We start from the raw sequence: 26,394 nt of genomic DNA, 5'->3' as shown, positions 1-26,394 counted from the left end.
TGGCTGGCATGACCCACGAGAAGCGCACCCATGGATTGTCGTCAGAAGCAGACCTCGAGAAGGACACGTCGTACGGCCCGTCGAGCGAGCGAGACGACGAGGCGTTGCAAGACGAGCGGGTCACCGACAGCGCGGCGGTCGACTCCGATATGGACTCGTCGGAGATTCTTGTGCTCCCGGGCTCGGGCGGCCCCGACGATGTCGGCGACATCGAGGTGGATCCGTCGGAGTTCAACCTGAGCGGCGATTCGATCCCGGGCCACCCGAAGCCCGCGTCGCACCCGCACTAGCCGGCTGCGCTACGCATCCGCCCCCGTTGGGCGCATGCGCTGCCGCACGACCGGGCGCGGATGTGCCGACAGGGCGCGGATGCCTCAGGACACCAGGCGGATGAAGGCGCTCAGCTGGGCGAGGGCCTCTTCGGATCTCGGCAGCGCGTCTGTGAGGGCCGGCGAGTACACGAGGTAGGCCGCCCACTGCGCGCGGGAGATCGCGACGTTGAGCCTGTTCGCCAGGAGCAGGAACTCGAGGCCCCTCGGCACGTCGTCTGCCGACGACGCGGCGAGCGACACGATGGCGACCGCGGCCTCGCGGCCCTGGAACTTGTCGACCGTTCCCACCGGGATCGACTCGTACCCGGCCGCCGCGAGCCGCAGCCTGAGCAGTTCGACCTGCGCGTTGTACGGCGCCACCACGATGATGTCGGTCTCGCCGAGCGGCCTCGAGACGCCGCGCGACGACCAGGTGCGACCGAGAACGGAGTCGACGATCCGGGCCACGGCATCGGCCTCCTCGGGCGAGGAGGTCGAGCGCTCCGCGTGGTCGATCGGCACCGGATGCAGCCCCGGCTGGATGCCCTCGAGCCGCCGGTCGGAGGCGTGCGAGACCAGCCGTCCCTCGTAGGAGAGCTCGGACACCGGCGCGCACACCGCGGGGTGCATGCGCCACGATGTCGCGAGGAAGTAGCCGAGCTCGGGGGGCAACACGTCGTGCCCGGCCGACAGCCAGCCGAGGGCGGACTCGTCGACCGGCTCGGGGTGGGTACCCTGGCTCACCTGCGGCAGCTGCTGCGGGTCGCCCAGCAGAAGGAGGCGCGTCGCCGCCACGGAGGAGGCGATGGTGGAGGCCAGCGAGAACTGGCCGGCCTCGTCGACGACGAGAAGGTCGAGCGACTGCCTCGGGATGCGGGACGCGTTGCTGAAGTCCCACGCCGTTCCGCCGACGACGTAGCCGCCGTCGCGGGAGGTGAAGCGCGCGAAGTCGCTGGGCGACAGCACGGTGAAGGCCGGCTCGTCGGACGCCTCGTCGGAGCCGGCCGTTGACGATGCCGATGCGGATGCCCCAGATGCCTTCTTGCCCACCAGCGCCCGGTCGACGCCCGCGCCCACCACGGCACGCAGCATGTTCTCGACCGCGGCGTGCGACTGCGCGACGACGCCGATCCTCCACCCGTGCTCGTGCACCAGACGCGCGATCACGTGCGATCCCGTGTAGGTCTTGCCCGTTCCCGGAGGGCCCTGCACCGCGAGGTACGAGCGGTCGAGGGCGAGCAGCGAGTCGACGAGGGCCGAGGCCACGTCGACGACACCGTCGGCGCCGACGGCCACGGGAGCGAGCGTCGCACGCGGCGGCCTGCGACGCAGCACGTCGTAGGCGGGGTCGACGAGCGGCTCGGGATGCGCGTCGAGGATCGCCCTGCCCCACTCGTTGATGGCGTCGACCTGGGTTCCGGGCGGCGGAGGCGTGCCCGGTGTCAGGGCGACGGGCAGCTCGTCGTAGTGCGGCGCGTCTTTCTCGAGCACCTCGTCGACGATGATCGTGCCATCGTCGAGGGTCTCGACCACGGTGACCCTGCTGTGGGCGGTTCGGGCACCCGGTTCTCGCCCGCGCAGGATCGGCGGGTAGGGCGCGTCGTAGAGGATGAACGGACTCTGCCCCTGCTTGATCGAGCTGCCCGGCGCGAGGATTCCCCGCAGGCCGAGTCGCCGCCGGTCGCTGCGCTGCCTGCCCTCGCGGAACCAGTCGCGCAGCACGACCGCGTCGGTCACGACGAGAACGTCGCGGGTGTCTGCCCACTCGTCGATGGGGCCTGTGAGCCGCGCGAAGTGCTGCCACCAGAACGACTTCTGCTCGCGCCGGTGGTAGTCGATGGCGGCGGATGCGAGTGCGAGCGCCGTGTCGTCGGCCGTGCGCTCTGCGAGCGGCACCGCCGCAGACAGCGCGGCGAGTTCGAGGTACACCGGATCGGGCTCGCGCACCGGGAGGTCGAAGTCGAGCCTGCCGCCGACCTCGGGAAGGGAGTCGCGCGACACCGAGGCGGCCCGCTCGAGCAGCCAGTCCCTCAGCCTCAGCGTGCTGACGCAGTCGTAGGTGTTGTAGCGCGCGATGTCGTCTTGCACCCGTGCCGACCCCGCCACGTCGCCCGCGGCGAGCAGCTCGCGCGAACGCACGTACTCGGTGATGGAGTCGGCCGCGTTGGCCACTCCCGCCCGCTCGGCATCGCCCATGTAGAGCGGCTCGAGCTTCTTCAGCGAGTAGCTGTGCGTGCCGATGCGCACGCCCTGCCGCACGATCGGGTACAGGTCGACCAGCACGTTCTGGCGCAGCAGGTCGTCGACCGCGTCTTCTCCGACTCCGTGCCTGGCGGCCAGCGTGAGCAGGTGCGTGCGCTCGTACGAGGCGTAGTGGTAGATGTGCATCAGCGGATGCCGGGCCCGGCGCTCGGCCACGTAGTCGAGGAAGTCGATGAGCGCCTGCCGCTCTTCGGCCAGGTCGTGCGCCCAGAACGCCACGAACGTCTCGTCGGGTTCGACGAGGCCGAACAGGTAGTCGAGGCCCCACGCGGAGCCCTCCTGATAGAGGGGGTCGCCCTCGAAGTCGAAGAAGATGTCGCCGTCGTCGGGCACCGGAATGGCGGCGAGCGGTGCCGGATCGGCGATCTGCCAGCTCAGCGCCTGGCCCGAGGCCGGCGGTTCGAGCTGCATGCGCGCCTGCCCCGCGAGCGACTCGAGGGTCGACTGGGCCAGGCCGGCGACGGGGCCGGTGGCCACCGCGAGCTGGTCGATGCTCTGGATGCCCGCGGCCCGCAGGCGCGCCCGTTGCGTGAGCCGCATGCCCGCCACGAGCAGCACGTCGCGGGTGCGTTCGACCTGCTCGGCGCAGGCGGCGCAGCGCCCGCACGCGGTGTAGCGCGGATCGCCCCACGGCGTGGCCTCGGAATCGGCCACGCGGTCGTCGACGAGCTGCTGCAGGCGTGCGCGCCGGCGGCGATACACGGGCAGGATGTCGCGCAGCCGATGCGAGGTGGTCTTGCCCGTGCCGAGAATGAGGTGCACGGTCTCGCTCGTGGGGATGCCGTTCTGCTGCAGCTGATCGGCGTAGGCCGCGAGCTGCAGCAGCGCCGTGATCTTGGCCTTGCGGGCGAGCTTGGTGTCGTACACGGAGTACGCAGGTGAATCATTCTGGTCGACGCCGTCGCGCACCAGGAAGTCGGAGTAGCCCAGGAACCGCCCGTCGAAGAACGCGCCCTGGAACACGACGGCCGCCCCCGAGCGCAGCGCGTCGAGGGTCTGCTCGGCGGCGACGGCCACCTGGTCGATCGCGGGGCGCTCGATCTCGACGACGCCGCCCGCCTCGCGCAGCCGCTCGAGCGTCGCGAGCTCGTGCAGGTCGCCCAGCGTCGCCGTGCGCCGCAGCATGTCGTCTTCGGCCTCGACGACCGCGTCGATGCGGCCGAGCTTGGCGTCGAGCCTGCGCATCAGGGCCCATTCGCACGCCGCCGCCGCGGTGAGGTCGCTGGCGGAGTAGACCACCGTGCCGTCGAGAAGGAACATGGATACGCCTAACCTTCCGTCGTCGTACCCACGCTAGCGGGAGCCGCCGACACCGCCCGAGGCATCCGGAGCGAGTAGAGCGACGCGGCCAAAAAGAAGACGGCGCCCACGCCGAACGCGACGGGGAACGAGAAGGCGTCGACCAGCGCGCCCGCCGCGAGCGGCCCGACGATGGCGCCGATGTCGGAGCTCATCGAGAAGATGGCGATGCCGCGCCCGCCACGTCGGCCGACGACATCGCCGACGGATGCCGCGGGCGCGATCCCGAGGAACGCCGAGACGACCCCGTAGAGGCTGAGCAGAACCGTGAGCGTGACGATGTCGCCCGTGAACGAGATGGCCACGGTCAGCACCGCCGCCGCGGCCAGCGACAGCACGAGGGCCGGCTTGCGCCCTGCGCGGTCGATGAAGCGCGCAGCCGGGCCGAGTGCCAGGGTCTGTGCGACGGCGGCGATGGCGAAGGCGATGCCCGTGAACGAGCTCGGTCCCTTGATCACCTCGACGACGATCACGGGGATGAGGGCGCTGCGCACCCCGAAGGAGTTCCAGCCCTGCGCGAAGTTCGCGAGGCAGGCGGCGCGGAAGCGCGCATCACGCAGCACGTCGCGAAGGGGAACCAGCGGGTTCACCGAGCCGTCGGCATCCGGAGCGCCCGCGGCCTCGGCCTGCCCGTCGGCGGGCTGCGCGCGGGGCCGCAGCAGCACGAGGCCGACGATTCCGGCCACGGCGAGGGTGCCGGCATAGAAGAAGAACGGGGCGGTGAGCGAGATCGTGGCGAGGAGGCCGCCGATCGCGGGGCCTGTCATACCGCCGATGAGGAAGCCGCCCTGGTAGAAGCCCACGGCACGGGCGCGATGCGCGGCACTGGTGGAGCCGAGCAGCAGCGTCATGGCGGCGACCGTGAACATGGCCGAGCCGATTCCGCCGACGCCGCGCAGGATCAGCAGGTGCGGGTAGTCCGCGGCGATCCCGACGAGTCCGCTCGAGACGGCGACGATGCCGATTCCGACGGCGAGCACCACACGCTCGCCCATCAGGTCGATGAGCTTGCCGACGAAGGGGCTCGCGACCAGGCGCATGAGTGCGAAGGCCGACACGACGGCGCCGACCTCGGCGTAGCCGACGCCGAAGCTGCGCACGAACACGGGCAGAACGGGAACGACCACACCGAAGCCGACCATCACGAAGAAGGCGATGAGTCCGAGAACGTAGACGTCGCGGGAGAGGCGCTCGCGAGGAGCAGAGCGGAAGAGGCGTGGCACTACCTCAGGCTACGGGCGTTTCGGGCTTCCGCTCCCGTCTCGACAGGCTCGACGAACGACGGAGCCTGTCAGCCTTCCGTTCCCTGAGCTTGTCGAAGGGGCCCGTCTCGACAGGCTCGACGAACGGGCTTCTACAGCGACTCGCCCACCGTGATCGCTTCCGCCTCGACGAGCGGGCTCTCCTCGTGGGCGGAGTCGACCCGGCGCAGTGCCTTGCGGCCGAGGAACGCGATCAGCACGGCGACCAGCACGGATGCGGCTCCCGCGTACATGGGCGCGCTCGGCGAGATCGCGGCAGCCAGGGCTGCGGCACCGGGAGGGGCGAACGCACCACCGAGGAAGCGCACCGCGGAATACGACGACGACGCCACCGATCGGGGCAGGTCGCTCGCCTCCATCACGCTCTCGGTCAGCACCGTGTTCACGATTCCGAGCATGAGCCCGCCGATGACGATGCAGACGATGAGTCCGGCTTGCGAGTCGATCACGATGCCGCCGGCGACCAGGTCGAGCGCGAGGATCGTGAGCACGAGCTTGAGCACGCTCGTGCGCTTCATGCGCTTCGTGAGCAGGGGCGCGACGAACACCGAGGTGAAGGCCACGGAGAGACCCCACGCGAAGAAGGTGTAGCCGAGGCCCATCTCGTTCAGCCCGAGGGGGTAGGGCGTGTAGGCCAGCAGCACGAAGAAGCCGATGTTGTAGAACAGGGCGATTCCGGCGAGATAGCGGATGCCGGGCACCTTCATCGCGGTGAACGGCGCCGACAGCTTCGTGGGTGTGCGGGCGATGGACTTGTCCTCGCGCAGCAGCGTGACGATCGCGATGAATCCCACGGCCATGAGCACCGCGGTGCCGAAGAACGGACCGCGCCAGCTGATCGTGCCCAGGGTGCCGCCGAGCAGGGGGCCGACGGCGATGCCGACGCCGAGCGCGGCCTCGTAGAGCGTGATCGCCGCTCCGCTTCCGCCGCTGGCCGCGCCGACGATGGTCGACAGGGCCGTGGAGATGAAGAGCGCGTTGCCGAGCCCCCATCCGGCGCGGAAGCCGATGACGCCCTCGACGCTGCCCGCGAATCCGGCGAGCGCCGCGAACACGATGATCAGCGCGAGGCCGATGAGCAGCGTCTTCTTGGCGCCGATGCGGCTCGAGATCCAGCTCGTGATGAGCATGGCGAGGCCGGTGACGACGAGGTAGCTCGTGAACAGCAGCGAGGTCTCGGTGGGGCTGGCCTTCAGGCTCTTCGCGATGGCGGGCAGGATCGGGTCGACGAGGCCGATGCCCATGAACGCGATGACGCTGGCGAAGGCGACCGCCCAGACCGCGAGCGGCTGCTTGAGGATGGATCCGGTGTGGGGTGAAGTAGAAGTTGGCACTGATCAACTATATAGCCTGGGCATGTAGTTGTGCCCGAGGCGTCTCGACAGGCTCGACGAACGACCATGGAGGCGTCTCGACAGGCTCGACGAACGTGAGCCACGAAATGTGGCCGGAACATAGCCCCAGTACCCTGTGATGACCATGGAACTCGGCGTCTACGCAGTATTCGGCATCGCGGTCATTGTCGCGGTCGCATACTTCTCCAAGCGCCTCGGGGTCGCCGCTCCCATCATTCTCGTGATCGTCGGCGTCGGAATCTCGTTCCTGCCCGGATTCCCCGAACTGCACATCGAGGGCGAGCTCGTGCTCGACGTGGTGCTTCCGCCCATCCTCTACGCGGCGGCCATCAGCGTGCCCGTCGTCGACTTCAGACGCAACTTCAGCACCATCACGAGCCTCTCGGTCGTGCTCGTCATCGTCACCGCCTTCGGCTCCGGCTTCCTCCTCTTCACGATGCTGCCCGACCTCAATCTGGCCGCGGCCATCGCCCTGGGCGCGATCATCAGCCCTCCCGACGCCGTGGCCGCCACGTCGATCGGCCGCCGTCTCGGGTTGCCGCCGCGCATCCTGACCGTGCTCGAGGGCGAGGGCCTCGTGAACGACGCGACCGCCCTGGTGCTGCTGCGGTCGGCCACCGCCGCCGCCGCGGGCGGCCTGCTCTCGCCGTGGGAGACCATCGGCGACTTCCTCTTCGCGGTCTTCGTGGCGATCGTGATCGGCCTGCTCGCCGGCCTGGTCTCGGTGTTCGTGCGCACCAAGCTCAACGACCCCGTCCTCGACACCGCGATCTCCATCGCCGTGCCGTTCCTGGCGTTCCTTCCCACCCAGGCGCTCGGCGCATCCGGCGTTCTCGCGGTGGTGGTCGCCGGCCTCTACACCGGACACCACGCGCCGTCGGCGTTCTCGGCGCAGGCACGAATCAGCGACCGCATCAACTGGCGCACGATTCAGTTCCTGCTCGAGAACGGCGTGTTCCTGCTGATCGGGCTCGAGATCCGCACGCTCATCAACGACGTCGAGAACCCCGAGGTGCTGAGCGTCACGGATGCCATCGGGCTCGGCCTCATCGCCGTCGTCGCGTTGACGCTCGTGCGCTTCCTCTGGATCGGCCCCCTCGTGTATCTGCTGAAGAGACGCGCGGAACACGCCGAGAAGCTCACCTACAAGAACCTGCTCGCGCTCTATCACTATCGAAAGACACCCCACCGAGGCGTCTGGACGGCGCGGCGACGCCTGCGGGAAGAGCGCATGTACCAGCGCAGGCGCAGCGACCTCGAGCAGCTGCGCCGCGAGAGCATCGACTGGCGCGGAGGCATCGTGCTGAGCTGGTCGGGCATGCGCGGCGTGGTCACGCTGGCGGCTGCGCAGTCGCTGCCGGCCGACATCCCCTACCGCTCGCAGCTCATCCTCATCGCGTTCACCGTCGCGGTGGTGACCCTGATCGTGCAGGGCGGCACTCTGCCCTGGCTCATCCGCCTGCTCGGAATCCAGGGCGTCGACGAGGCGGAGGACCGGCGCGAGCTCGCCACCCTGCTCGACGAGATCAGCTTCGCCGGCCTGGCCGTGCTCGACGACCCCGCTGCGGCCACCGACAGCACGAACGACGTCGATCCCGACGTGGTGGAGCGCGTTCGCCAGTCGTCGTTCCTCAGGGCCGAAGCCGCCTGGGAACGCTCGCACGAGGCGTCGCCCACCTACTCGGGCGACGGCGAGACGCCGCACCGCGTCTACCGGCAGCTGCGGTTGGCCGTGGTGCTGGCCGAACGCGAACGGCTTCTGGATGCGCGGCGCCGGGGCGCGTACCCCTCGCGAATCCTCGCCCAGGCCCAGGCGATGCTCGACGTCGAGGAGACTCGGCTGAGGCCCCGCGCGTCGGACCACTGACGGGGGGCGGGCCTCGAATGACGCCGTTCCCTTTTCCACCCCTCCCCACCCCTCCCGCCTTCCGGAGATAGCCACGTGATCGATCTGACTGCAGAAGACCTCTCGTTCGACGAGCTGGTCGACCGGGCCCGTGGCCTCGCCATCCCCGGCCGGCGCCACATCCTGGGCCTGACGGGGGCGCCGGGCGCGGGCAAGTCGACCGTGGCCGGTCAGCTGGTCGACGCTCTCGGCCCCGCCCTCGCAGAGCTGGTGCCCATGGACGGCTTCCACCTCGCCGACGAGGTACTGCGCGCGCTGGGGCGCCGCGATCGCAAGGGCTCGCACGACACCTTCGATGCGGCCGGTTACGCGGGCCTCATGAGCCGCATCCGCGATCAGCGGCGGTCGAATGCGGATGACGTCGGTGACGACGACGGCATCGTCTACGCCCCGCGGTTCCTCCGCGAGATCGAGGAGCCGATCGGGTCATCGATTCCGATCCACCCGGAGACCCCGCTCATCATCACCGAGGGCAACTACCTGCTGCTCGAGAGCGGAGCCTGGCCCCGGGCGCGAGCCGCGATCGACCAGGTCTGGTTCCTCGCTCCACCCGAATCGGTGCGACAAGACAGGCTGATCAGGCGACACGAGGCCTACGGAAAGACCCGCGCCGAGGCCGAACTCTGGGCGCTCGGCAGCGACCAACGCAATGCCGAGGCGATCGCGGCCACGGCATCCAGGGCAGACGCGATCCTGCGACTCATCTAAAGGGGGCCGCCCGCAGGCCGACCCCGGTCACCGCTTTCTGAACGCGGCCAGAATCGCCGCGGTGTCGTCGAAGACCCGCGTCGCGCCGGCATCCGTCAGTTCGTCGGCGCCGAACCCGCCGGTGCGCACGCCGATCGACCGCACGCCCGCGCGCTCCGCCGCCACCATGTCCCACACGGCGTCACCGACGAACAGCGCCTCGGATGCCTGCACCCCGGCGCGCTCGAGTGCCACGTTCACGATGTCGGGCTCGGGCTTCGCGGTGTCCACGTCGTCTGACGAGGTCGTCGCGTGCAGGGCGTCGTCGGAGTCGAGCACGCCCGTGAGAACGTGGAGCTCGTCCTCGGGTGCGCTCGTCGCGAGCACGACCCTGATGCCGGCGTCCGCGAGCGCGTGGAGCAGCTCGACGGCTCCGGGAAGAGGAATCAGCCGGTCGTACATCTCACCGTAGAGATCGGTGTGCAGCTGCTTCGCGCGGCTTCCGAGCTCGTCGGCGTCGTCGCCGAGCAGGGTCTCGACCAGTCGATCGCTGTCGAGTCCGATCGAGCGATGGATGCGCCAGGCCTCGACGGGGTGACCGACCTTCTCGAAGGCCCGGCTCCAGGCATCCACATGCAGGTAGTTGGAGTCGACGAAGGTTCCGTCGATGTCGAACAGCACCGCCTTCGGCATCGGAGACCAGGTCTCGGGCTCGTTCTCAGCGCTGCGGGTGGTGTCGTCGGAGCTTTCGCCGGTGGCCATCGTGTCCTCTCGGTTGGTGTGAAGTCGGCCACGTTAGTCCTCCCGCCGGGATGCGCTCGACCCCCTTGCGCTCGAGCGAGCGACCCGGCTCGGCTCGATTCGCTGTCGCGTGGCGTCGTCGCGCCCATCCGGAACGTTCGGATGGGCGCAACCGCGCCACGCGCGCCCGTCCCGCCGATCGCGTGGCGTCGTCGCGCCTATCCCGATGCCCCGGATGGGCGCAGCGGCGCCACGTGCCGCGACGCGACAGCCGCCACGACGCGCCTGTGGACAACTTCTGCGAGAGGTGGCCGTCCTGCGGCAGCATCAGGCGAGTGAAACGCCGCAAGCCTCTGCCGCCCGCGCTCGTCGGTCGACCCTTCTCAACCCGCGAGGCGCTCCATCTCGGCGCCTCACCGAAACAACTGCGTGCTCAAGACCTCTCCACCCCTTTTCGAGGAGCGCGACTGCCGGCCGGGGCCACCACCCTGCGCGAACGGAGCCTCGCCCTGCAATCCGTCAGCAGCCCGGCAAGCTACGTCAGTCACTCGACGGCCGCATTGCTCTACGGGGTTCCGCTGCCGCGGCGACTCGAGCTCGACGAGCGTATTCACCTCTCCGTCGCCAGGGGAACGCGCGCCCCGCAGCGCCCAGGGGTCGTCGGCCATTCCACGGCGCCCGGCGCCCACGACGCACCCTGGCTCGACTCCCGCGGACTGCGCATCTCCCGAGCGGCACGCCTCTGGCTCGACCTCGCGAGCCAGCTCGACCTCGTCGAGCTCGTGATCGCGGGCGACTACCTGCTGCGCGGCTTTCGACAGCCGAGCGGCCGACGAACCCCCTTCGTCACGATGAACCAGTTGCGCGACGAGGCGGCGAGCAACCCGGCGCGGCGACAGGGGCGGCTCATCTCGGCAGCGCTCGATCTCATCCGCGAGCGCGTCGACTCCCCCTACGAGACCCGCCTCCGACTGATCGTGCAGAGCGCGGGCTTTCCCGATCCCATCGTGAACGAACCGATTCTGGATGCCCGGGGAGACACGATCGCGCAGCCAGACCTGCGGATTCCCGGCTTCAACGTGGGGCTCGAATACCAAGGCGACGGCCATCGAAAGAACAGGTCGCAGTGGCAGCGCGACGTGGTGCGGCGCAGGGAGCTCGACGCGATCAAGTGGAAAACGATCGAGGCGGTCGCTCTCGACATCCGCAACCCGGGCCACCTGCTGCACACCCTCGAGCAGCAACTCCGCGAGCGCGGCTGGACGGGCACCCCCACGTGGCCGACCCTCGGCATCGAGACCTGACGCGACAACACCGAAACGACAACACGGACGCGACAACACTGAAACCACAACACAGTCGCGACAACAAAGACGCGCCGAACGCAACGCCCGTGCGCGGCCCGTGCGCCACACTTGAAAGGTGACCCCTTCGACTGACACCGCCACTCCCCTGCGCCTGCACGACCTCGACTACCGCGGGTTCGCCAGCGACAACTACGCGGGCGTGCACCCCGAGGTGCTCGCCGCCGTCGCCGCGGCCAACGGCGGCCACCAGATCGCCTACGGAGAAGACCTCTACACGGCCCGCCTGCAGCACGTGATGGCCGAGCACTTCGGCGACGGCGTCGAGGCGTTCCCCGTGTTCAACGGCACCGGCGCCAACGTTCTGAGCCTGCAGTCGATGCTGCCCCGCTGGGGTGCGGTGATCTGCACGCAGACCGCGCACATCCACACCGACGAGAACGCGGCGCCCGAGCGGGTCGCGGGCCTGAAGCTGCTCACCGTTCCGACGCCGGATGGCAAGCTCACACCCGAACTCATCGACCGCGAGGCCTGGGGCTGGGGCGACGAGCACCGCGCGCAGCCGCTCGCCGTGTCGATCACGCAGACCACCGAGCTCGGCACCGCGTACACGCCCGACGAGGTCCGAGCGATCGCCGACCACGTGCACTCCCGCGGCATGACCCTGCATATGGACGGCGCGCGCATCTCCAACGCCGCCGCCTACCTCGGCGTGCCGCTTCGAGCGTTCACCTCCGACGCCGGAGTGGACCTCCTCTCGTTCGGCGGCACGAAGAACGGGCTCATGTTCGGCGAGGCGGTCGTGGTGCTCAACCCCGATGCATCCGAGGGCCTCACGTACCTGCGCAAACTGAACATGCAGTTGTCGAGCAAGATGCGCTTCGTCTCGGCCCAGCTCATCGCGCTCCTCAGCGACGGGCTCTGGATGCGCTCCGCCTCGCAGGCCAACGCGATGGCCCAGCGGCTGCGGCAGGCCGTCGAGGGGCTGGACGGCGTGACGATCACCCAGCAGACGCAGTCCAACGCCGTCTTCGCGATCGTGGCTCCGGAGATCGCGGACCGGCTCCGCGAGAGCTTCCGCTTCTACGACTGGGATCCCTCGACGGGCGAGGTTCGCTGGATGTGCGCCTTCGACACGACGGAGGCCGACGTCGACGCGTTCGCAGGGCGCCTGAAGGAGCTGCTCGCCGAGCGCTGAGCACCGCTCCCTGAGCCTGTCGAAGGGGTCCGTCTCGACAAGCTCGACGAACGGGAACAGAGGGTCCGTCTCGACAAGCTCGACGAACGGGAACAGAGGGTCCGTCTCGACAAGCTCGACGAACGGGAATAGTGGGGACATCTATGCGTTTGCATAGCTAGGCAATGGATGCCGGGCCGCGCATCCGCCGCTTGAGGAGGGTGCGAAGAATCACACCCTAAGGAACTCCCTCATGACCCTCACCACGACCACCGCCGTGACCCGCGCCGACGAGACCAGCGCTCCGATCCTCGAGGTGCTCGCCGCCCGGTGGAGCCCGCGCTCGTACGACCCGACCGTCGCGATCGACGAGCAGGCACTCGCATCCGTTCTCGAGGCCGGCCGCTGGTCGCCGTCGATGGCCAACACGCAGCCGTGGCGCTTCATCGTCGCCCGCCGCGGAACCGCCGCGTTCGACACGATCGTGTCGAACCTCATGGGCTTCAATCAGGCCTGGACCCCGAACGCCGCCGTGCTCATCGTGAACATCGCCGAGACCACAGACCCCGATGGCAAGCCGCGCGGCATGGCCGCCTACGACCTCGGCCAGGCCGTGGCCCACATGTCGGTGCAGGCGCACCACGAGGGCCTGCACGTTCACCAGATGAGCGGCATCGTCGCCGAGGGACTGCGCGAGGCGTTCTCGATTCCCGAGAACCTCACCGCCCTCACGGTGACCGCCCTCGGCACGATCGACACCCCCGAGGCGCTGGGCGAAGAGGGCGCGATCGCCCGCGAGAAGGCTCCGCGCGAGCGCTTCCCCCTCGACGAGATCGTTCTCGTCAACGAGTAGCAGGCCCGGTTCCCTGAGCTTCTCGAAGGGATGCCCTTCGACAGGCTCAGGGAACGACAGGTAGGGATGCCCTTCGACAGGCTCAGGGAACGACAGGTAGGGAGGCCCTTCGACAGGCTCAGGGAACGACGAGCTCAGGGAACGACAAGCTCAGGGGCCGGCCGCTACTCCTTCGTGCTGTCGATTCCAGGCCGCTCCGCCACCACCGGGAACGGACCGGTGTGGCCCTCGCGCGCGGCCGCGATCGCCTGGATGCGGTCGCGGCTGGCGTACCAGCCGATGATCAGCAGCGGAATGATCACGACGAGCGATGAGATCGTGATCGTTCCGACAGGGAAGTCGATGGCCATGAGCACCAGCACGGTCGCGAGGAACGCGAGCGTGAGCCACGAGGTGAACGGCGCCCCGAACAGGCGGAACGACGGGCGCTCCAGCCGGCCCTCCTTCGCCCACTTCTGCAGCCGCATCTGACACAGGATGATCGTGCCCCAGCCGCTGATGATTCCGAGCGCCGACACGTTGAGCACGATCTCGAACGCCTGCTCGGGCACGATCGCGTTGAGGCCCACGCCCAGCAAGGTGATGGCCGCGGTGAGCAGGATTCCGCCGTACGGCACCCCCGACGCGTTCATGCGCCCGGTGAACTTCGGCGCAGCTCCCGCCACCGACATCGAACGCAGGATGCGACCGGTCGAGTAGAGCCCGGCGTTCAGGCTCGACAGGGCGGCCGTCAGAACGACGAAGTTCATGATGTTGCCGGCGATGGCCCCGACCTCGGGACTGCCGATGCTCGAGAAGAACGTGACGAAGGGACTCTCGCCCGCCTTGTATGCGGTGTACGGCAGCAGCAGCGACAGCAGCAGGACCGAGCCCACGTAGAAGACGGCGATGCGGATGACGACGGTGTTGACCGCGCGGGGCATGATCTTCTTCGGATCGGCCGTCTCTCCTGCGGCGGTGCCGACGAGCTCGATGGCCGCGTAGGCGAACACGACGCCCTGAACCACCAGGACGGTCGGCACGAGGCCGGCGGGGAAGAAGCCGCCGTTGTCGACGAGCAGCGAGATCCCCGTCTCGCCGTTGCCGACATCCGTGGGGAAGGAGAACGCGAGGAAGATCGCGCCGATGATGAGGAACGCCACGAGTGCAACGACCTTGATGATGGCGAACCAGAACTCCATCTCGCCGAAGACCTTGACCGAGACGAGGTTGAGGCTCAGCACGATCGCGAGGGCGATGAGCGCGAGCAGCCACTGCGGCACGTCGGTGAACGCCGACCAGAACTTCACGTACAGGGCCACCGCGGTCACGTCGACGATGGCGGTCATGGCCCAGTTGAGGAAGTACATCCACCCGGCGACGAAGGCCATCTTCTCGCCGTAGAACTCGCGGGCGTACGAGATGAACGAACCGGATGACGGCCGGTGCAGCACGAGCTCCCCGAGGGCCCGCAGGATGAGGAAGGCGAAGAATCCGCAGATCGCGTAGACGATCACGAGCGACGGGCCGGCCGACGCGAGCCGCCCTCCGGCGCCGAGGAAGAGTCCTGTTCCGATGGCGCCGCCGATGGCGATCATCTGCAGCTGCCTCGGCTTGAGGGTCTTGTGGTAGCCCTCCTGCTCGTGCGAGAAGTCCTGCACGCTCGTGAGCTCGTCGCCGAGGTCCTCTCGGCTGCGAGCCGCGGCGAGGCGCCGGTCTCGGGGCGTGGGCGTGTCGGACGGGTTCACGGATGGCTCTGACTTCGCCATGGAATGCCTCGTTTCGGTCGACGTCTGCTGACTCGCAGAAAGAGAGCCTAGACCCGAAAGGGGGCCACCCGACGACGGGTGGCCCCCTTTTTACACGGCCGAAACGATGGGTGAGGCGCTAGGCGTTGTTGCCCTCCGCGGTGACCGTGAGCCCTTCGCCGTCATCGTCGAGGTCGACCCGAACGGTGTCGCCGTCGCGCACGGTTCCACGCAGGATCTCCGTCGCGAGGCGGTCGTCGATCTCGTGCTGCATGAGACGACGCAGTGGGCGCGCCCCGTAGATCGGGTCGTAACCCTTCTCGGCGAGCCAGGCACGGGCATCCGGTGTGACGGCGAGCTCGAGCCGGCGGTCGCCGATGCGGCGAGCCAGCCGATCGACATAAAGCGAGACGATCTGCGCGAGGTCCTCGCGGGTGAGCGCCTGGAACACGACGATGTCGTCGAGCCGGTTCACGAACTCGGGCTTGAAGGCCTGGCGCACCAAGGCCTGCACCGCTTCCTCTTTCTGCTCGGTGGTCAGCGAGCCGTCGACGAGGTACTGCGACCCCAGGTTCGACGTGAGGATGAGGATCGTGTTGCGGAAGTCGACCGTGCGGCCCTGCCCATCGGTGAGACGCCCGTCGTCGAGCACCTGGAGCAGCACGTCGAAGACCTCGGGGTGTGCCTTCTCGACCTCGTCGAGCAGCACGACCGAGTACGGACGGCGGCGCACGGCCTCGGTGAGCTGGCCTCCCTGCTCGTAGCCGATGTATCCGGGAGGGGCACCGAGCAGGCGCGCAACGGAGTGCTTCTCGCCGTACTCCGACATGTCGATGCGGATGAGCGCCTTCTCGTCGTCGAAGAGGAAGTCGGCGAGCGCCTTCGCGAGCTCGGTCTTGCCGACGCCGGTCGGGCCGAGGAACATGAACGACCCGGTGGGCCGATCGGGGTCGGCGATGCCCGCCCGCGAGCGCCGGATCGACTCCGACACCGCCACGACGGCGCGCTTCTGCCCGATGAGCCTCTTGCCGAGTTCGCCCTCGAGGCCGAGCAGCCGCTCGGTCTGGCCCTGGGTGAGCCGGTCGACCGGAATGCCCGTCCAGGCGGCGATCACGCTCGCGATGTCGTCGCTGGCGACCTGGTCGTTGACCATCAGCGGGCCGTCCTGCTCGACGGCCTCGGCCTCGGCGAGCTGCCGCTCGAGCACGGGGATGTCGGCGTAGAGCAGCTTCGAGGCCTGCTCGAGCTTGCCCTCGCGCTGGGCGCGCTCGGCCTTCATGCGTGCGGCGTCGAGCTTCTCCTTGAGCTCGCCGACGCGGTTGAGGCTGGCGCGCTCCCTCTCCCACCGGTCTTGCAGCTCCTTGAGGGCTGCGCCGCGGGTCTTCAGGTCTTCGCGCAGCTTCTCGAGCCTCTGCTTCGACGCGTCGTCCTTCTCCTTCTTCAGAGCGAGCTCCTCGAGCTTCAGACGATCGACGCTGCGCCGCAGCTCGTCGATCTCGACAGGGGCCGAGTCGATCTCCATGCGCAGGCGCGACGCGGCCTCGTCGATCAGGTCGATGGCCTTGTCGGGCAGCTGCCGGCCCGGAATGTAGCGATTCGACAGCGCGGCGGCCGCGACGAGGGCGGAGTCGGCGATCGAGACCTTGTGGTGCGCCTCGTAGCGCTCCTTCAGCCCGCGCAGGATCGCGATCGTGTCTTCGACGCTGGGCTCGCCCACCAGCACCTGCTGGAAGCGACGCTCCATCGCCTTGTCCTTCTCGATGTACTCGCGGTACTCGTCGAGCGTGGTGGCGCCGATCATGCGCAGCTCACCCCGGGCGAGCATGGGCTTGAGCATGTTGGATGCCGCCACGCTGCCCTCGCCGGCGCCCGCACCCATGAGGGTGTGCAGCTCGTCGATGAAGGTGATGATCTGCCCGTCGGCATCGTTGATCTCCTTGAGCACGGCCTTCAGGCGCTCCTCGAACTCGCCGCGGTACTTCGCGCCCGCGACCAGGGCCGCGAGGTCGAGCGAGATGAGCTGCTTGCCCTTGAGCGAGTCGGCGACGTCGCCCGCGACGATGCGCTGGGCGAGCCCCTCGACGACGGCGGTCTTGCCGACGCCGGGCTCGCCGATGAGCACGGGGTTGTTCTTGGTGCGTCGCGTCAGCACCTGGCTGACTCGGCGGATCTCGGCGTCGCGCCCGATCACCGGGTCGAGCTTGCCGCTCGCGGCGATCTCGGTGAGGTTGACGCCGTACAGTTCGAGGGCGCTCTTCGCGTCCTCCTGAGCGGGGGCCTGCCCTGCCTGCATTGTGTCTGTCCTTCTCTTTTATCGTAGGGCTGGCCCGATCGGCCGCCCCCAAAACTTGAGTCTTGCTGGCTCAACTTTACTCTCAACACGCCGGATGCGCCAGAGCATTCCCGCACGATCGGATGTCGGCGAGCGAACCGGGAAACGTGGGCGAAACACCGGTCGCCTACACTCCGACGCATGACCGACAGGCCCCTGATCGGCGAGACCGGCCGCATGCAGGCCGAGTCCGTCGAGCACGCCATGCTCCGGGCGGTCGGAGACTGGCTGGGTACGAGCCTCGAGCCGCGCACCCTGAGCCTGACCGGCGGCATCAGGGTCGAAGTCGAGGGCATCGATCAGGCCGAAACGGTTCTCGTGCAGCTCGTTCCCACGTCGGGCCAACCCAAGTCCCATCACCGGAACAAGGCGATGGCCGACATGCTCAAACTCGTCTGGCTTCGCTCGGCTCTGCCGACCGGCCCTCGCGCCGTGCTGTGCATCTCGGAGCCCCTGGCGCGTTTCTTCACCGCCGCCTCGTGGCCCAGCACCGCGGCGCGCGACCTCGGAGTCGACATCGTCGTCTACCGACCCGACCACCCTGTCGAACAGCTGGTCTGACGAACCCGCCGAATTTACACGCGCGTAACGTGTGGCGACCCGGTGCGAAACACGATCGCCCTACTGTGATTCTCACGGACCTCCGCGGGCCATCTGTCTCATCGGCACTTCACCCGCTCGCTCTCCATTCATCTGGCCGACGTTCGCGTCGGCACCACCAGAGCCTGGGAGGCACGTTGTCATTCATCGTCACCGGAGTCGTCGGAAACCCCCGACCGAACTCCAAGACCTTCGCCGCCGCGGTCTCGCTGGTCGAGAAAGTCGCCGAAGCGATCGGCGCCGAGGCCCTCTCGCCGATCGACCTCGCGAGCTACGGCGGCCGAGCGCTCGACTACAGCGACTCCGAGCTGATCGACCGCCGCCACGAGCTCTCGACATCCCGAGTCCTGGTGATCGCGACCCCCGTCTACAAGGGCTCCTACACCGGCATGCTCAAGGCGTTCCTCGACGGCTACGCCGCTGACGCCCTGTCCGCGACGCGCACGATTCCCCTGACCATCGCGGCGTCCGCGCAGCACTCCCTCGCCGGTTCGACTCACCTGCAGCCTCTGCTCGACGAGCTGGGAGCCATCAGCCCGGCAGGCGGACTCTTCCTGCCCGACGCGACGGCCGCAGACCCCGATGCCAGGGATGCTCTCTTCGATTCGTGGATCGACGCGCGGCGCGCCCTTCTCTCCGCGAGCGGGGTGGCGGCATGACCGACTCTCAGACCATCACGACAGCGCCGGCGTCGAGCTTCGACCCCGCAGAACTCCGGCGGGCGCTGGCCGGCATGGCGACCTCGGTCACCCTCGTCACCACAAGTGTCGACGGAACGGCACACGGCTTCACCGCCAACAGCTTCACCAACGTGTCCGTCACACCTCCCCTCGTCGCCGTCTTCCTCGCCGAGACCGCCGAGAGCTACCCGGCGTTCGCCGAAACCGACCAGGTCGCCGTGAACATCCTCGCCGACGGCCAGGGCGACATCGCCCGGCACTTCGCGACCAAAGGAGTCGACAAGTTCGCCGCCGTCACCCTGCACGAGGATTTCGACCACGTCCCCGTGGTGACGGGTGCGCAGGCATCCATCGTCGGCCGTGTGCACGAGCGCTGGACGGTCGGGGATCACCTCATGATCATCGTCGCCGTCACCGATGTACTGCGCACCGCGCGCGACCCCCTCGTCTACCAGAACCGCGAATTCAGGAAGTTGGTCTGACCGCCATGAACACGGTGAACACTCCCGCCGCTGCACGCCCCGACTCGATCTCGATTCAGGGCGCGGTGAAGATCTACGGATCGGGGGCCACACAGCAGGTGGCCCTGAACAACGTCGACGTCGAGATCGAGCGAGGCAGATTCGTCAGCATCATCGGCCCGTCCGGCTGCGGCAAGTCGACGCTGCTCCGGCTGATCGCCGGCCTCGAGACGCCCGATGCCGGCACGGCCAGCGTGTTCGGCGTGAGCCCGGATGCCGCGTGCGCGGCCAAGATGATCGGTCTCGTACCGCAGGCTCCCGCCCTGCTCCCCTGGCTCGATGTCCTCCAGAACGTCAGCCTGCCGGCCAAGGTCAATCGAGGCTCCGAGCGGCGGCGCAAACGCATCGGCGGGCACGTCGAGAAGGAGGCTCCCGACATGAGCGCCCTGCTCACCGCGGTCGGACTCGGCGACGCCGTGCACAAGCTTCCGGCGCAGTTGAGCGGCGGCATGCAGCAGAGGACAGCCATCGTGCGCGCCTTCGGCCTGCAGCCCGACGTGCTGCTGATGGACGAGCCCTTCTCGGCGCTCGACGAGTTCACCCGCGAGGCCATCCAGGGCCAGTTGCTCGACATCTGGGACGAGCAGAAGTCGACAGTGGTCTTCGTCACGCACTCGGTCACCGAGGCCGTTCGTCTGAGCGACACCGTGCTCGTGATGTCTGCCCGGCCCGGCCGCATCACGGCCTCGGTCGACATCACTCTCGACCGGCCACGCAGCCAGGACATGCTCAAGACCCCCGAATTCCACCACTTCGAAGACCTCATCCGCGACCACCTCCAGTCGGCGTGGCACGAGGGTCCGATCACGAGCGCCGCCTAGGAGGCCACGGTGACATCCATGATGACGACCCACGACACCCCCGGCGCGAATGAGACGACCGCCGACGGCATCGACCCCGCCCTCTCCGCCCCGGTGGTCGCCCTGCCCGTGAAGACGACCGGCGCCGGGACGCGCTCGTCGCGCCTGCAGTTCCTCAAGCCCACCTACTGGGCGCCCGTTCTCGTGCTGCTGGTCGGGCTCGGAATCGTCTGGACGGTGGTCGCGAAGGACAGCCCCTACCTGCTGCCGCCGCTGTCGGCAGTGGGCGAGGCCCTCGCCGGAAACCCCCTCTTCTATCTGCAGAACGCGTGGGCCACCCTGCAGGTCGCCCTGATCGGACTCGCCATCGGCTTCGTGGTGGCCTACGTGCTGGCCATCCTCGTGTCAGAGCTGCCTCTGGCGCGCAGAGCGATCATGCCCGTCGCCGTCGTGCTCAATGTGACTCCGCTCGTCGCCATCGCGCCCGCGCTGGTCGTGGCCTTCGGATTCGGGCCGGAGCCCAAGCTCATCGTCACCGCCCTGATCTGCTTCTTCCCCATCCTCATCGGAGTCTCGACGGGGCTCCGCTCGGTCTCCCCCGCGGTACTGCAGGTCTTCACCACCCTCCACGCATCGCGACTCGAGACCCTCTGGCACGTGCGCATGCCGAGCGCCCTCCCCTACCTCTTCAACGCGCTCCGCATCGTCTTCCCGCTCTCGATCATCGGCGCCGTCGTGGCCGAGCTCGCGGCCCCCGGCGCGGCGGAGGGCCTCGGCACGGTCATCAGCGTCGCGTCGTCGAACAACCGGCTTGCCGTGGTCTACGCCGCGATCGTCTGCCTCGCACTGATGGGCTCGCTTCTTCTGCTCATCATCACGGCCATCGAGAACCGCGCCCTGCACTGGCACGACTCGCGCCAGGGATCACGGGGCTGACGCCCCGCCCGCTTCCGCTCCACCCCTTCGCACCCCACCCCACACCACATCCATAGGAGACAGCCATGCCCAAACGCACCCCCCTGGCCCTTGCCGTTCTGTCGCTCGCAGGCCTCACCCTCGTGACCGGCTGCAGCGCATCCGGCACCGAGGCATCGAGCACACCCGCCGCCGCGGAGGGAAGCGCGATCAGCGCGGACCGCTGCGAGACGAACAAGGCGGCGGGCCCCATCACCTTCCTCACGGGCTACCAGTACCAGGCCTCCGCCTCGATCCTCAATGTGATCGCGGCCGACGAGCTCGGGTACTTCGACGCCCTGTGCCTCGACGTCACCATCCAGCCGGGCACAGGCGACACGGGCGAGAACGCCCAGCTCCTCGCATCGGGCCAGGTGACCTTCACCGGCGTGAGCGAGCAGAACCTGATCCAGGCGCGAGACAACGGACTCGACATCCTCGGCATCTCGACCTACTCGAACGTGGGCCTCGAGATCCTCATGACGAACCCGGACATCACCGACCTCACCCAGCTCGACGGCACGATCCTGGGCCAGAAGGGCAACCTGCCGCCCGCCGTATCGACCATGCTGACCAACGCCGGCGCCGATGTCTCGTCGATGCAGCAGGTCGTCGTGGGATACGACCCGACCATCCTTCCGCGCGGTCAGGTGCAGTCGCTCACCGGCTTCATCTCGAACGAGCCCAACCTCCTCGAAGCGGCCGGCGAGAAGGTCACCGTCTGGCGACCCTACGACTTCGGAGTTCCCGGATCGCTCGGCAGCATCGCGGCGAACCCCGAGTTCGCGAGCGCCAACCCGACCGCCGTCGAGGACTTCCTGCGCGCATCCCAGCACGCATACGACTACTGCGTCGACAACGCCACCGAGTGCGTCGACTACGCCGCGACGCTCTCCGGCGAAGGATACGACGCCGCTCACAACGAGAAGATCTGGAAGACGGAGGTCGGAATCGTCGCCGACAACCAGCCCGAGGACCGCCCCGTGGGGCTCATCGACCTCGACAACGTCGACGCCGAGGGAACGTTCCTGACCGACACCGAGCAGATCAAGACGGCCCCCGCCGACGTGCGCTCCTACTTCGACAACAGCTTCATCGAGGCGATCTACGACGGCACCACCCTCGTCTGGCCGGCGCCGTAACTCACGCCTTCCCTCGACAGGCTCGGGCAACGATCTCTCCGTTCGTCGAGCCTGTCGAGACGCTCCCCCCGCGATCACTCTTGAGAAAGCAGTTCCACCCATGACTCCACGCGAATACGGAATCTTCCTCCCCATCGGCAACGGCGGATGGCTGGTCTCCACGACGGCTCCGCACCCCGACGGCAGCTACGAATACAACAAGAAGGCCTCGATTCTGGCTGAGGAGGCGGGCCTCGACTTCGTGATGGCGATGGCCAAGTGGCGCGGCTTCGGTGGGTCGACCGATCACTGGGGTCGGTCTTTGGAGTCCATGACGATGATGGCCGGCATCGCCGAGGCCACCGAGCGGGTCAAGATCTGGGCGACGGTCCACGCGAACGTGCACAACCCGGCGATCGCCGCGAAGATGTTCGTCACCCTCGACCAGATCTCGAACGGCCGCGCGGGAATGAACATCGTCTCGGGTTCCTATGCCGACGAGTTCGAGCAGATGGGCCTCTGGGACGCGGACATGTCGAAGGAGGCGCGCTACCGCATGGTCGACGAGTGGACGGATGCCGTCACCCGGCTCTGGACCGAAGACTCGGTCACCCTCGACGGCGAGTTCTTCACGCTGAAGGACGCGGAGTCGCGGCCCCATCCACGGGTGCGCCCCACCGTCATCAGCGCGGGACGGTCGCCGGCGGGCCAGGACTTCCAGGCACGGCGCAGCGACGGCGCCTTCCTCTCGGGAGACACGATGGAGGAACTCCGCGACGCCTCCCGGAACGTGCACGACCGCTCGGCCGCTCTGGGTCGCCAGGTCAAGACGTACGCGATGCTCACCGTCGTCATGGACGAGACCGACGCACTGGCGCAGAAGCGCGTCGACGTCATCTCCGAGGGCGTCGATCTCGAGGCGCTGGTGAACATGCGGATCTCCTGGGGAATGCCGCGTGACCGCGCCTCATCGTGGACGGAGTCGGCCAGCGGCAAGGACGCGTTCCAGACTCCGTACGTGGTCGGGTCTCCCGACTCCGTGCAGAGCCACATCAACACCGTGGTCGAGGGGGCCGAGCTCGACGGGCTCATGCTGATCTTCCCCGACTACCACGAGGATCTTCCCGCGTTCGGCGAGGCCGTGCTGCCCGGGCTGCGCGCCCAGGAGTCGACGGCGGCCGCGTCGTGAGCGCGAATCCCGTGCTCGCGGGCCTCGACGGATCGGGGGCCCTTCTCGTCGTCGACGTGCAGCGCTCGTTCGGCGACCCGGCCTACCTGGCCGGGTACGGCCTCGACGACGCCGCATCCGATGCTCTCGTTACGGCGATCGACACGATCGCCGCCCTCGTCGAGGTGGCACGCAACGCCGAATTGCCGGTGGTCTGGATCGAGCTCGCCTCTGATCCTCAGCAGCCGTGGGGCTCGAGCAACTGGCTTCACGGCGGCGATCCGACGGTGATGTCGGCAGACGAGCCGTGCATCGTCGGCACTCCCGGGGCCGACTGGTACGGCGTGACGCCACTGCCCGGCGATACCCGTGTCGCCAAGAAGCACTACAGCGGCTTCCATCAGACCGATCTCGATGCGCGTCTGCGCGAAGAGGGCATCGATTGGGTGATCGTGGCCGGCCTCACCACCGAGTGCTGCGTCGCGGCCACGGCGACGGATGCCATGCAGAACGGGTTTCCGGTGCTGATCGCCACCGATGCCACGGCGGCCTACGACGTGCGTATCCACACCAATGCACTCGAACAGCTCGCCCTCTCGGTCGCCCGACTGACCACCACATCCGAACTGGCCGAGGCGCTGCAGTCCACCCGCACCGAATCCGAACGAGAGTCGACTCACGCATGAACACCCCGAACCCCGACGTGGGCACGCAGAAGATGCACCTCGCCTTCGACCTGTCGTTCACGCACTCGGAGGGCCGCTGGGCTCGTCCCGGCTCATGGACGAATCGCTCCTTCCCCGATGTGCGCATGTTCCAGGAACTCGCGATCAGTGCGGAGCGCGGCGGCATCGACATGCTGTTCTTCGGAGACGGCACAGGCCTGCCCGACACCTGGCGCGGCTCCACCGACGCCGCCGTCGAATGGGGAGTGCAGTGGCCACGGCACGACATGAGCCCGTTCATCGCCGCCATGTCGGCCGTGACGCAGAGCATCGGCTTCGGCCTCACCTACTCGTCGACGTTCATGCACCCCTTCTATGTGGCCCGCCTGCTGAACTCGCTCGACCACGTCACGTCCGGCAGGGTCGCCTTCAACGTCGTGGCCTCGACACGCCTGGCCGACGCGGCGAACTACGGTTACGACCAGTTGCTCGAGCACTCGCTGCGCTACGAGCGCATGGAGGAGTTCATCGACGTCTGCCAGAGACTCTGGGACTCCGTCGAACCGGATGCGATCGTGATGGACCGCGAGACCGGCCGCTTCGCCGATCCGTCGAAGGTTCACCGCATCGACCACCACGGCCAGTTCTTCGACGTGCAGGGCCCGCTCACGAGCGTGCCGAGCCCCCAGGGGCGACCCGTTCTCGTGCAGGCCGGAAGTTCGCCGCAGGGCATCCGCACAAGTGCGAAGTTCGCCGACCTCATCTTCGGCATCGGAGGCAATCCGGCCGGCCAGGCGAGGCACCGCGCGGCCCTCGACGCCGAGCTCGTGTCGAACGGACGCAACCCCGCCGACGTGGGAATTCTGTGGACGACGCAACTCGTGCTCGGCCGCAGCGAGGACGAGGCGGCGGCGCGCAAACTCGAGATGCTCGAGTACTGGGGCGATGAGGCGGTCGGTGTCTACCTGTCGTACAACTCTGGCCACGACTTCTCCACCGTGCCCGAGCGCGTGGTGCTCGGCGAGCTCGCCGACGCGATCCGCGCGGCGAACGCATCGCCCGCGGGGTTCGTCGGTCAACTCATCACAGAGCTGGGCGTCGACCACGAGATGAGCCGCAGCGAGTTCTTCGAGCGGGGCTGGCGCCACGCGGTCGGCTTCGACTACACGCTCAGCGGCACGGCGTCGCAGGTCGCCGACCAATTGGAGGAGAACTTCGCGGCAACGGGCTCGCGCGGGGGCTACATGATCGGCAACCCGTTGAGCATGCCCGCCTCCTACGCCGACGTCACCGAACTGCTCGTTCCCGAGCTGCGCCGCCGGGGCGCCATGGGTGAGGCGTATCCCGGCCGCACCCTGCGCGAGAACCTGGCCCGGTGAGCCGCGACGCCGTCGGCGAGGAGACCACGTCGGCCCCGGCCGATCGTGGAGACCGGCGGCGGATGCCATCGATCACCGAGCAGACTCTCGTCGTGTGCGCGCTGATCGGGGCGACGCAGATGACATGGGGCACGATCGTGCCCGCGCTGCCGCTCTACGTCGACCGTTTCGGCGCCTCGGCCCTCGTACTGGGCCCGATCATCGCCGCGTTCGGCCTGGGCAGGGCGCTGGTGAACATCCCCGCGGGGCTGGTGCTGCGATGGTGGAGGCCGCGACCGTTTTTGTACATCGTCACGATTCTTCTGATCGCGGTGACCGCGCTCACCGGGCTGTGCACCGACTCGGCCTCGCTGATCGCGGCCCGGGTGGTCGCCGGAGTCCTCGGAGGGGCGGCCATCACCATCGGCTTCGCCGTTCTTGTGACCGGTGCGCCTCCCGACCGCAGAGGCAGAGTGATGGCCACGGCGACCGCCGTGCAGATGTCGGCGGGCGCACTCGGCGCCTTCCTCGGCGGCGCGGCACTGAGCGTGCTGCCGCTGGCGGGCGTGTTCGTGGTCGCCGCAGCCCCCGTTGCGCTCGCCCTGCTCTGGGACTCCGTCAGACCGGCCAGGCTCTACTGGGAGGCGTCGTCGGCCCCCACGCCATCGGTGCCGAGCACTGGGCCTGTGCGATCGGATGCCCCGGCCCGGCCGGCAGGCTCGCTGAGGGCGCTCGTCGCGGCGCTGGCCCTCGGCTCGTTCGCCGCGTTCTTCGCCCGCTTCGGAGGCGAGCAGGGACTCATTCCCGTGCTGGCATACGACGGGGGTGGCCTCTCTCCGTTCACCCTCGGACTCGCGTTGGCGGCCGCCACGCTGGTCTCCCTGGCCGCCATGCCCGTGATCGGACGGATCATCGACCGCGGTCCGCGTCTCGGTGTGCTGGCGCCGAGCGTGCTCGCGGCGGCCGGCACCCTGCTCCTCTTCCCGCTCGCCGACGGCCCCTGGGTCTACGCGCTGGTCATCGTCGGCTACGGACTAGCGAATTCGATCAGCAGTGTCGTTCCGTCGGTCGTGATGAGCGACGCGTTCCCCTCGAGATCGAGCGGTCTGGTCGTCGGGATCACGCGCACAGCCGGCGACGCGGGTGCCGTCGTTGGCCCCCTCGCCGCGCTCGCCGTCTACGACGTCATCGGCGCGGAGGCCGCGGTGGGGCTCATCGCCGCGGTCGTCGTGGTGGCCAACGCGCCGCTGATGATCCTGCTCCGCACCCGCGCCGGCGGGGGCCTGAAGGCCTAGACCCGGCCGAGGCACG

At 68.6% G+C, this 26,394-nt stretch carries 22 protein-coding genes; 16 read left to right on the top strand and 6 right to left on the bottom strand.

Going from position 1 to position 26,394, the window contains the following annotated elements; all coding sequences use genetic code 11:
• Window positions 1-8: 8 nt before the first annotated feature.
• On the top strand, window positions 9-290 hold the full coding sequence (locus ASF51_RS06405; protein WP_055926640.1) for a hypothetical protein: 282 nt from the start codon (window positions 9-11) through the stop codon (window positions 288-290).
• A gap of 84 nt (window positions 291-374) precedes the next feature.
• Here ASF51_RS06405 and ASF51_RS06400 read toward each other — a convergent pair whose 3' ends face one another.
• The 3 genes from ASF51_RS06400 to ASF51_RS06390 form a co-directional block, all read right to left on the bottom strand.
• The gene (locus ASF51_RS06400; RefSeq protein ID WP_055926638.1) at window positions 375-3,833 is read right to left on the bottom strand and encodes a bifunctional RecB family nuclease/DEAD/DEAH box helicase; all 3,459 of its coding nucleotides are present in this window, start codon (window positions 3,831-3,833) and stop codon (window positions 375-377) included.
• Window positions 3,834-3,841: 8 nt separating this feature from the next.
• Window positions 3,842-5,095 (bottom strand): MFS transporter, encoded by a 1,254-nt coding sequence (locus ASF51_RS06395; RefSeq protein ID WP_055926635.1) that lies wholly within the window; start codon window positions 5,093-5,095, stop codon window positions 3,842-3,844.
• 131 nt (window positions 5,096-5,226) lie between these two features.
• Entirely contained in the window at window positions 5,227-6,468 is a 1,242-nt protein-coding gene (locus ASF51_RS06390) for an MFS transporter (RefSeq protein ID WP_055926633.1), read from the bottom strand.
• A gap of 139 nt (window positions 6,469-6,607) precedes the next feature.
• On the opposite strand from ASF51_RS06390, the gene ASF51_RS06385 reads away from it, so the two are divergent.
• The gene (locus tag ASF51_RS06385; RefSeq protein WP_369797293.1) at window positions 6,608-8,356 is read left to right on the top strand and encodes a cation:proton antiporter; all 1,749 of its coding nucleotides are present in this window, start codon (window positions 6,608-6,610) and stop codon (window positions 8,354-8,356) included.
• 75 nt (window positions 8,357-8,431) lie between these two features.
• Complete coding sequence (locus ASF51_RS06380) at window positions 8,432-9,103, top strand: nucleoside/nucleotide kinase family protein (RefSeq protein ID WP_157412028.1); 672 nt, start codon at window positions 8,432-8,434, stop codon at window positions 9,101-9,103.
• A gap of 27 nt (window positions 9,104-9,130) precedes the next feature.
• Here the strand turns inward: ASF51_RS06380 and ASF51_RS06375 are convergent, their stop codons facing one another.
• Window positions 9,131-9,844, bottom strand: coding sequence for an HAD family hydrolase (locus ASF51_RS06375; protein ID WP_235497153.1), 714 nt, complete (start codon window positions 9,842-9,844; stop codon window positions 9,131-9,133).
• 314 nt (window positions 9,845-10,158) lie between these two features.
• Between ASF51_RS06375 and ASF51_RS06370 the strand changes: the two genes are divergently transcribed.
• The 3 genes from ASF51_RS06370 (at window position 10,159) to ASF51_RS06360 (ending at window position 13,157) form a co-directional block, all read left to right on the top strand.
• Entirely contained in the window at window positions 10,159-11,127 is a 969-nt protein-coding gene (locus ASF51_RS06370) for a hypothetical protein (RefSeq protein ID WP_157412027.1), read from the top strand.
• Window positions 11,128-11,245: 118 nt separating this feature from the next.
• Window positions 11,246-12,325 carry a low specificity L-threonine aldolase gene (locus tag ASF51_RS06365; RefSeq protein WP_055926629.1) on the top strand — a complete coding sequence of 360 codons (1,080 nt, stop codon included), beginning with the start codon at window positions 11,246-11,248 and terminating at the stop codon, window positions 12,323-12,325.
• Between the two features lie 232 nt (window positions 12,326-12,557).
• Window positions 12,558-13,157: a nitroreductase family protein gene (locus ASF51_RS06360; RefSeq protein WP_055926626.1), complete on the top strand. Its 600-nt coding sequence runs from the start codon at window positions 12,558-12,560 to the stop codon at window positions 13,155-13,157.
• 164 nt (window positions 13,158-13,321) lie between these two features.
• On the opposite strand, the gene ASF51_RS06355 is transcribed toward ASF51_RS06360, so the two are convergent.
• Entirely contained in the window at window positions 13,322-14,905 is a 1,584-nt protein-coding gene (locus ASF51_RS06355; protein WP_082479592.1) for an amino acid permease, read from the bottom strand.
• A gap of 118 nt (window positions 14,906-15,023) precedes the next feature.
• On the bottom strand, window positions 15,024-17,177 hold the full coding sequence (locus tag ASF51_RS06350) for an ATP-dependent Clp protease ATP-binding subunit (RefSeq protein WP_082479591.1): 2,154 nt from the start codon (window positions 17,175-17,177) through the stop codon (window positions 15,024-15,026).
• A 180-nt stretch (window positions 17,178-17,357) separates the two neighbouring features.
• On the opposite strand from ASF51_RS06350, the gene ASF51_RS06345 reads away from it, so the two are divergent.
• The 10 genes from ASF51_RS06345 to ASF51_RS06300 all read left to right on the top strand — a co-directional run bounded on the left by ASF51_RS06345 (window position 17,358) and on the right by ASF51_RS06300 (window position 26,378).
• Window positions 17,358-17,777: a hypothetical protein gene (locus ASF51_RS06345; RefSeq protein WP_055926625.1), complete on the top strand. Its 420-nt coding sequence runs from the start codon at window positions 17,358-17,360 to the stop codon at window positions 17,775-17,777.
• Between the two features lie 176 nt (window positions 17,778-17,953).
• Window positions 17,954-18,475, top strand: a complete 522-nt coding sequence (locus tag ASF51_RS19320; RefSeq protein ID WP_055926622.1) for an NADPH-dependent FMN reductase — start codon at window positions 17,954-17,956, stop codon at window positions 18,473-18,475.
• Entirely contained in the window at window positions 18,472-18,978 is a 507-nt protein-coding gene (locus tag ASF51_RS06335; protein WP_055926620.1) for a flavin reductase family protein, read from the top strand. Before ASF51_RS19320 ends, ASF51_RS06335 begins: the two co-directional genes overlap by 4 nt.
• A 5-nt stretch (window positions 18,979-18,983) precedes the next feature.
• On the top strand, window positions 18,984-19,838 hold the full coding sequence (locus tag ASF51_RS06330; protein ID WP_055926618.1) for an ABC transporter ATP-binding protein: 855 nt from the start codon (window positions 18,984-18,986) through the stop codon (window positions 19,836-19,838).
• A gap of 18 nt (window positions 19,839-19,856) precedes the next feature.
• Window positions 19,857-20,753, top strand: a complete 897-nt coding sequence (locus tag ASF51_RS06325; protein ID WP_235497194.1) for an ABC transporter permease — start codon at window positions 19,857-19,859, stop codon at window positions 20,751-20,753.
• 65 nt (window positions 20,754-20,818) lie between these two features.
• Complete coding sequence (locus ASF51_RS06320) at window positions 20,819-21,913, top strand: ABC transporter substrate-binding protein (protein WP_055926615.1); 1,095 nt, start codon at window positions 20,819-20,821, stop codon at window positions 21,911-21,913.
• Window positions 21,914-22,013: 100 nt separating this feature from the next.
• The gene (locus ASF51_RS06315) at window positions 22,014-23,081 is read left to right on the top strand and encodes an LLM class flavin-dependent oxidoreductase (RefSeq protein WP_055926613.1); all 1,068 of its coding nucleotides are present in this window, start codon (window positions 22,014-22,016) and stop codon (window positions 23,079-23,081) included.
• The gene (locus ASF51_RS06310; RefSeq protein ID WP_055926611.1) at window positions 23,078-23,746 is read left to right on the top strand and encodes a cysteine hydrolase family protein; all 669 of its coding nucleotides are present in this window, start codon (window positions 23,078-23,080) and stop codon (window positions 23,744-23,746) included. Before ASF51_RS06315 ends, ASF51_RS06310 begins: the two co-directional genes overlap by 4 nt.
• A complete protein-coding gene (locus ASF51_RS06305; protein WP_235497152.1) occupies window positions 23,743-25,104 on the top strand; it encodes an NtaA/DmoA family FMN-dependent monooxygenase in 1,362 nt (453 codons plus the stop codon). The genes ASF51_RS06310 and ASF51_RS06305 overlap by 4 nt, the downstream gene beginning before the upstream one ends.
• Complete coding sequence (locus ASF51_RS06300; RefSeq protein WP_055926609.1) at window positions 25,101-26,378, top strand: MFS transporter; 1,278 nt, start codon at window positions 25,101-25,103, stop codon at window positions 26,376-26,378. The genes ASF51_RS06305 and ASF51_RS06300 overlap by 4 nt, the downstream gene beginning before the upstream one ends.
• Window positions 26,379-26,394: the final 16 nt, after the last annotated feature.

Source organism: Agreia sp. Leaf283, from assembly GCF_001422485.1.
In the GTDB taxonomy this organism is placed as follows: domain Bacteria; phylum Actinomycetota; class Actinomycetes; order Actinomycetales; family Microbacteriaceae; genus Agreia.
The sequence above is the reverse complement of the archived record's forward strand: the minus strand, read 5'-3'. Positions and strand labels throughout refer to the sequence as shown.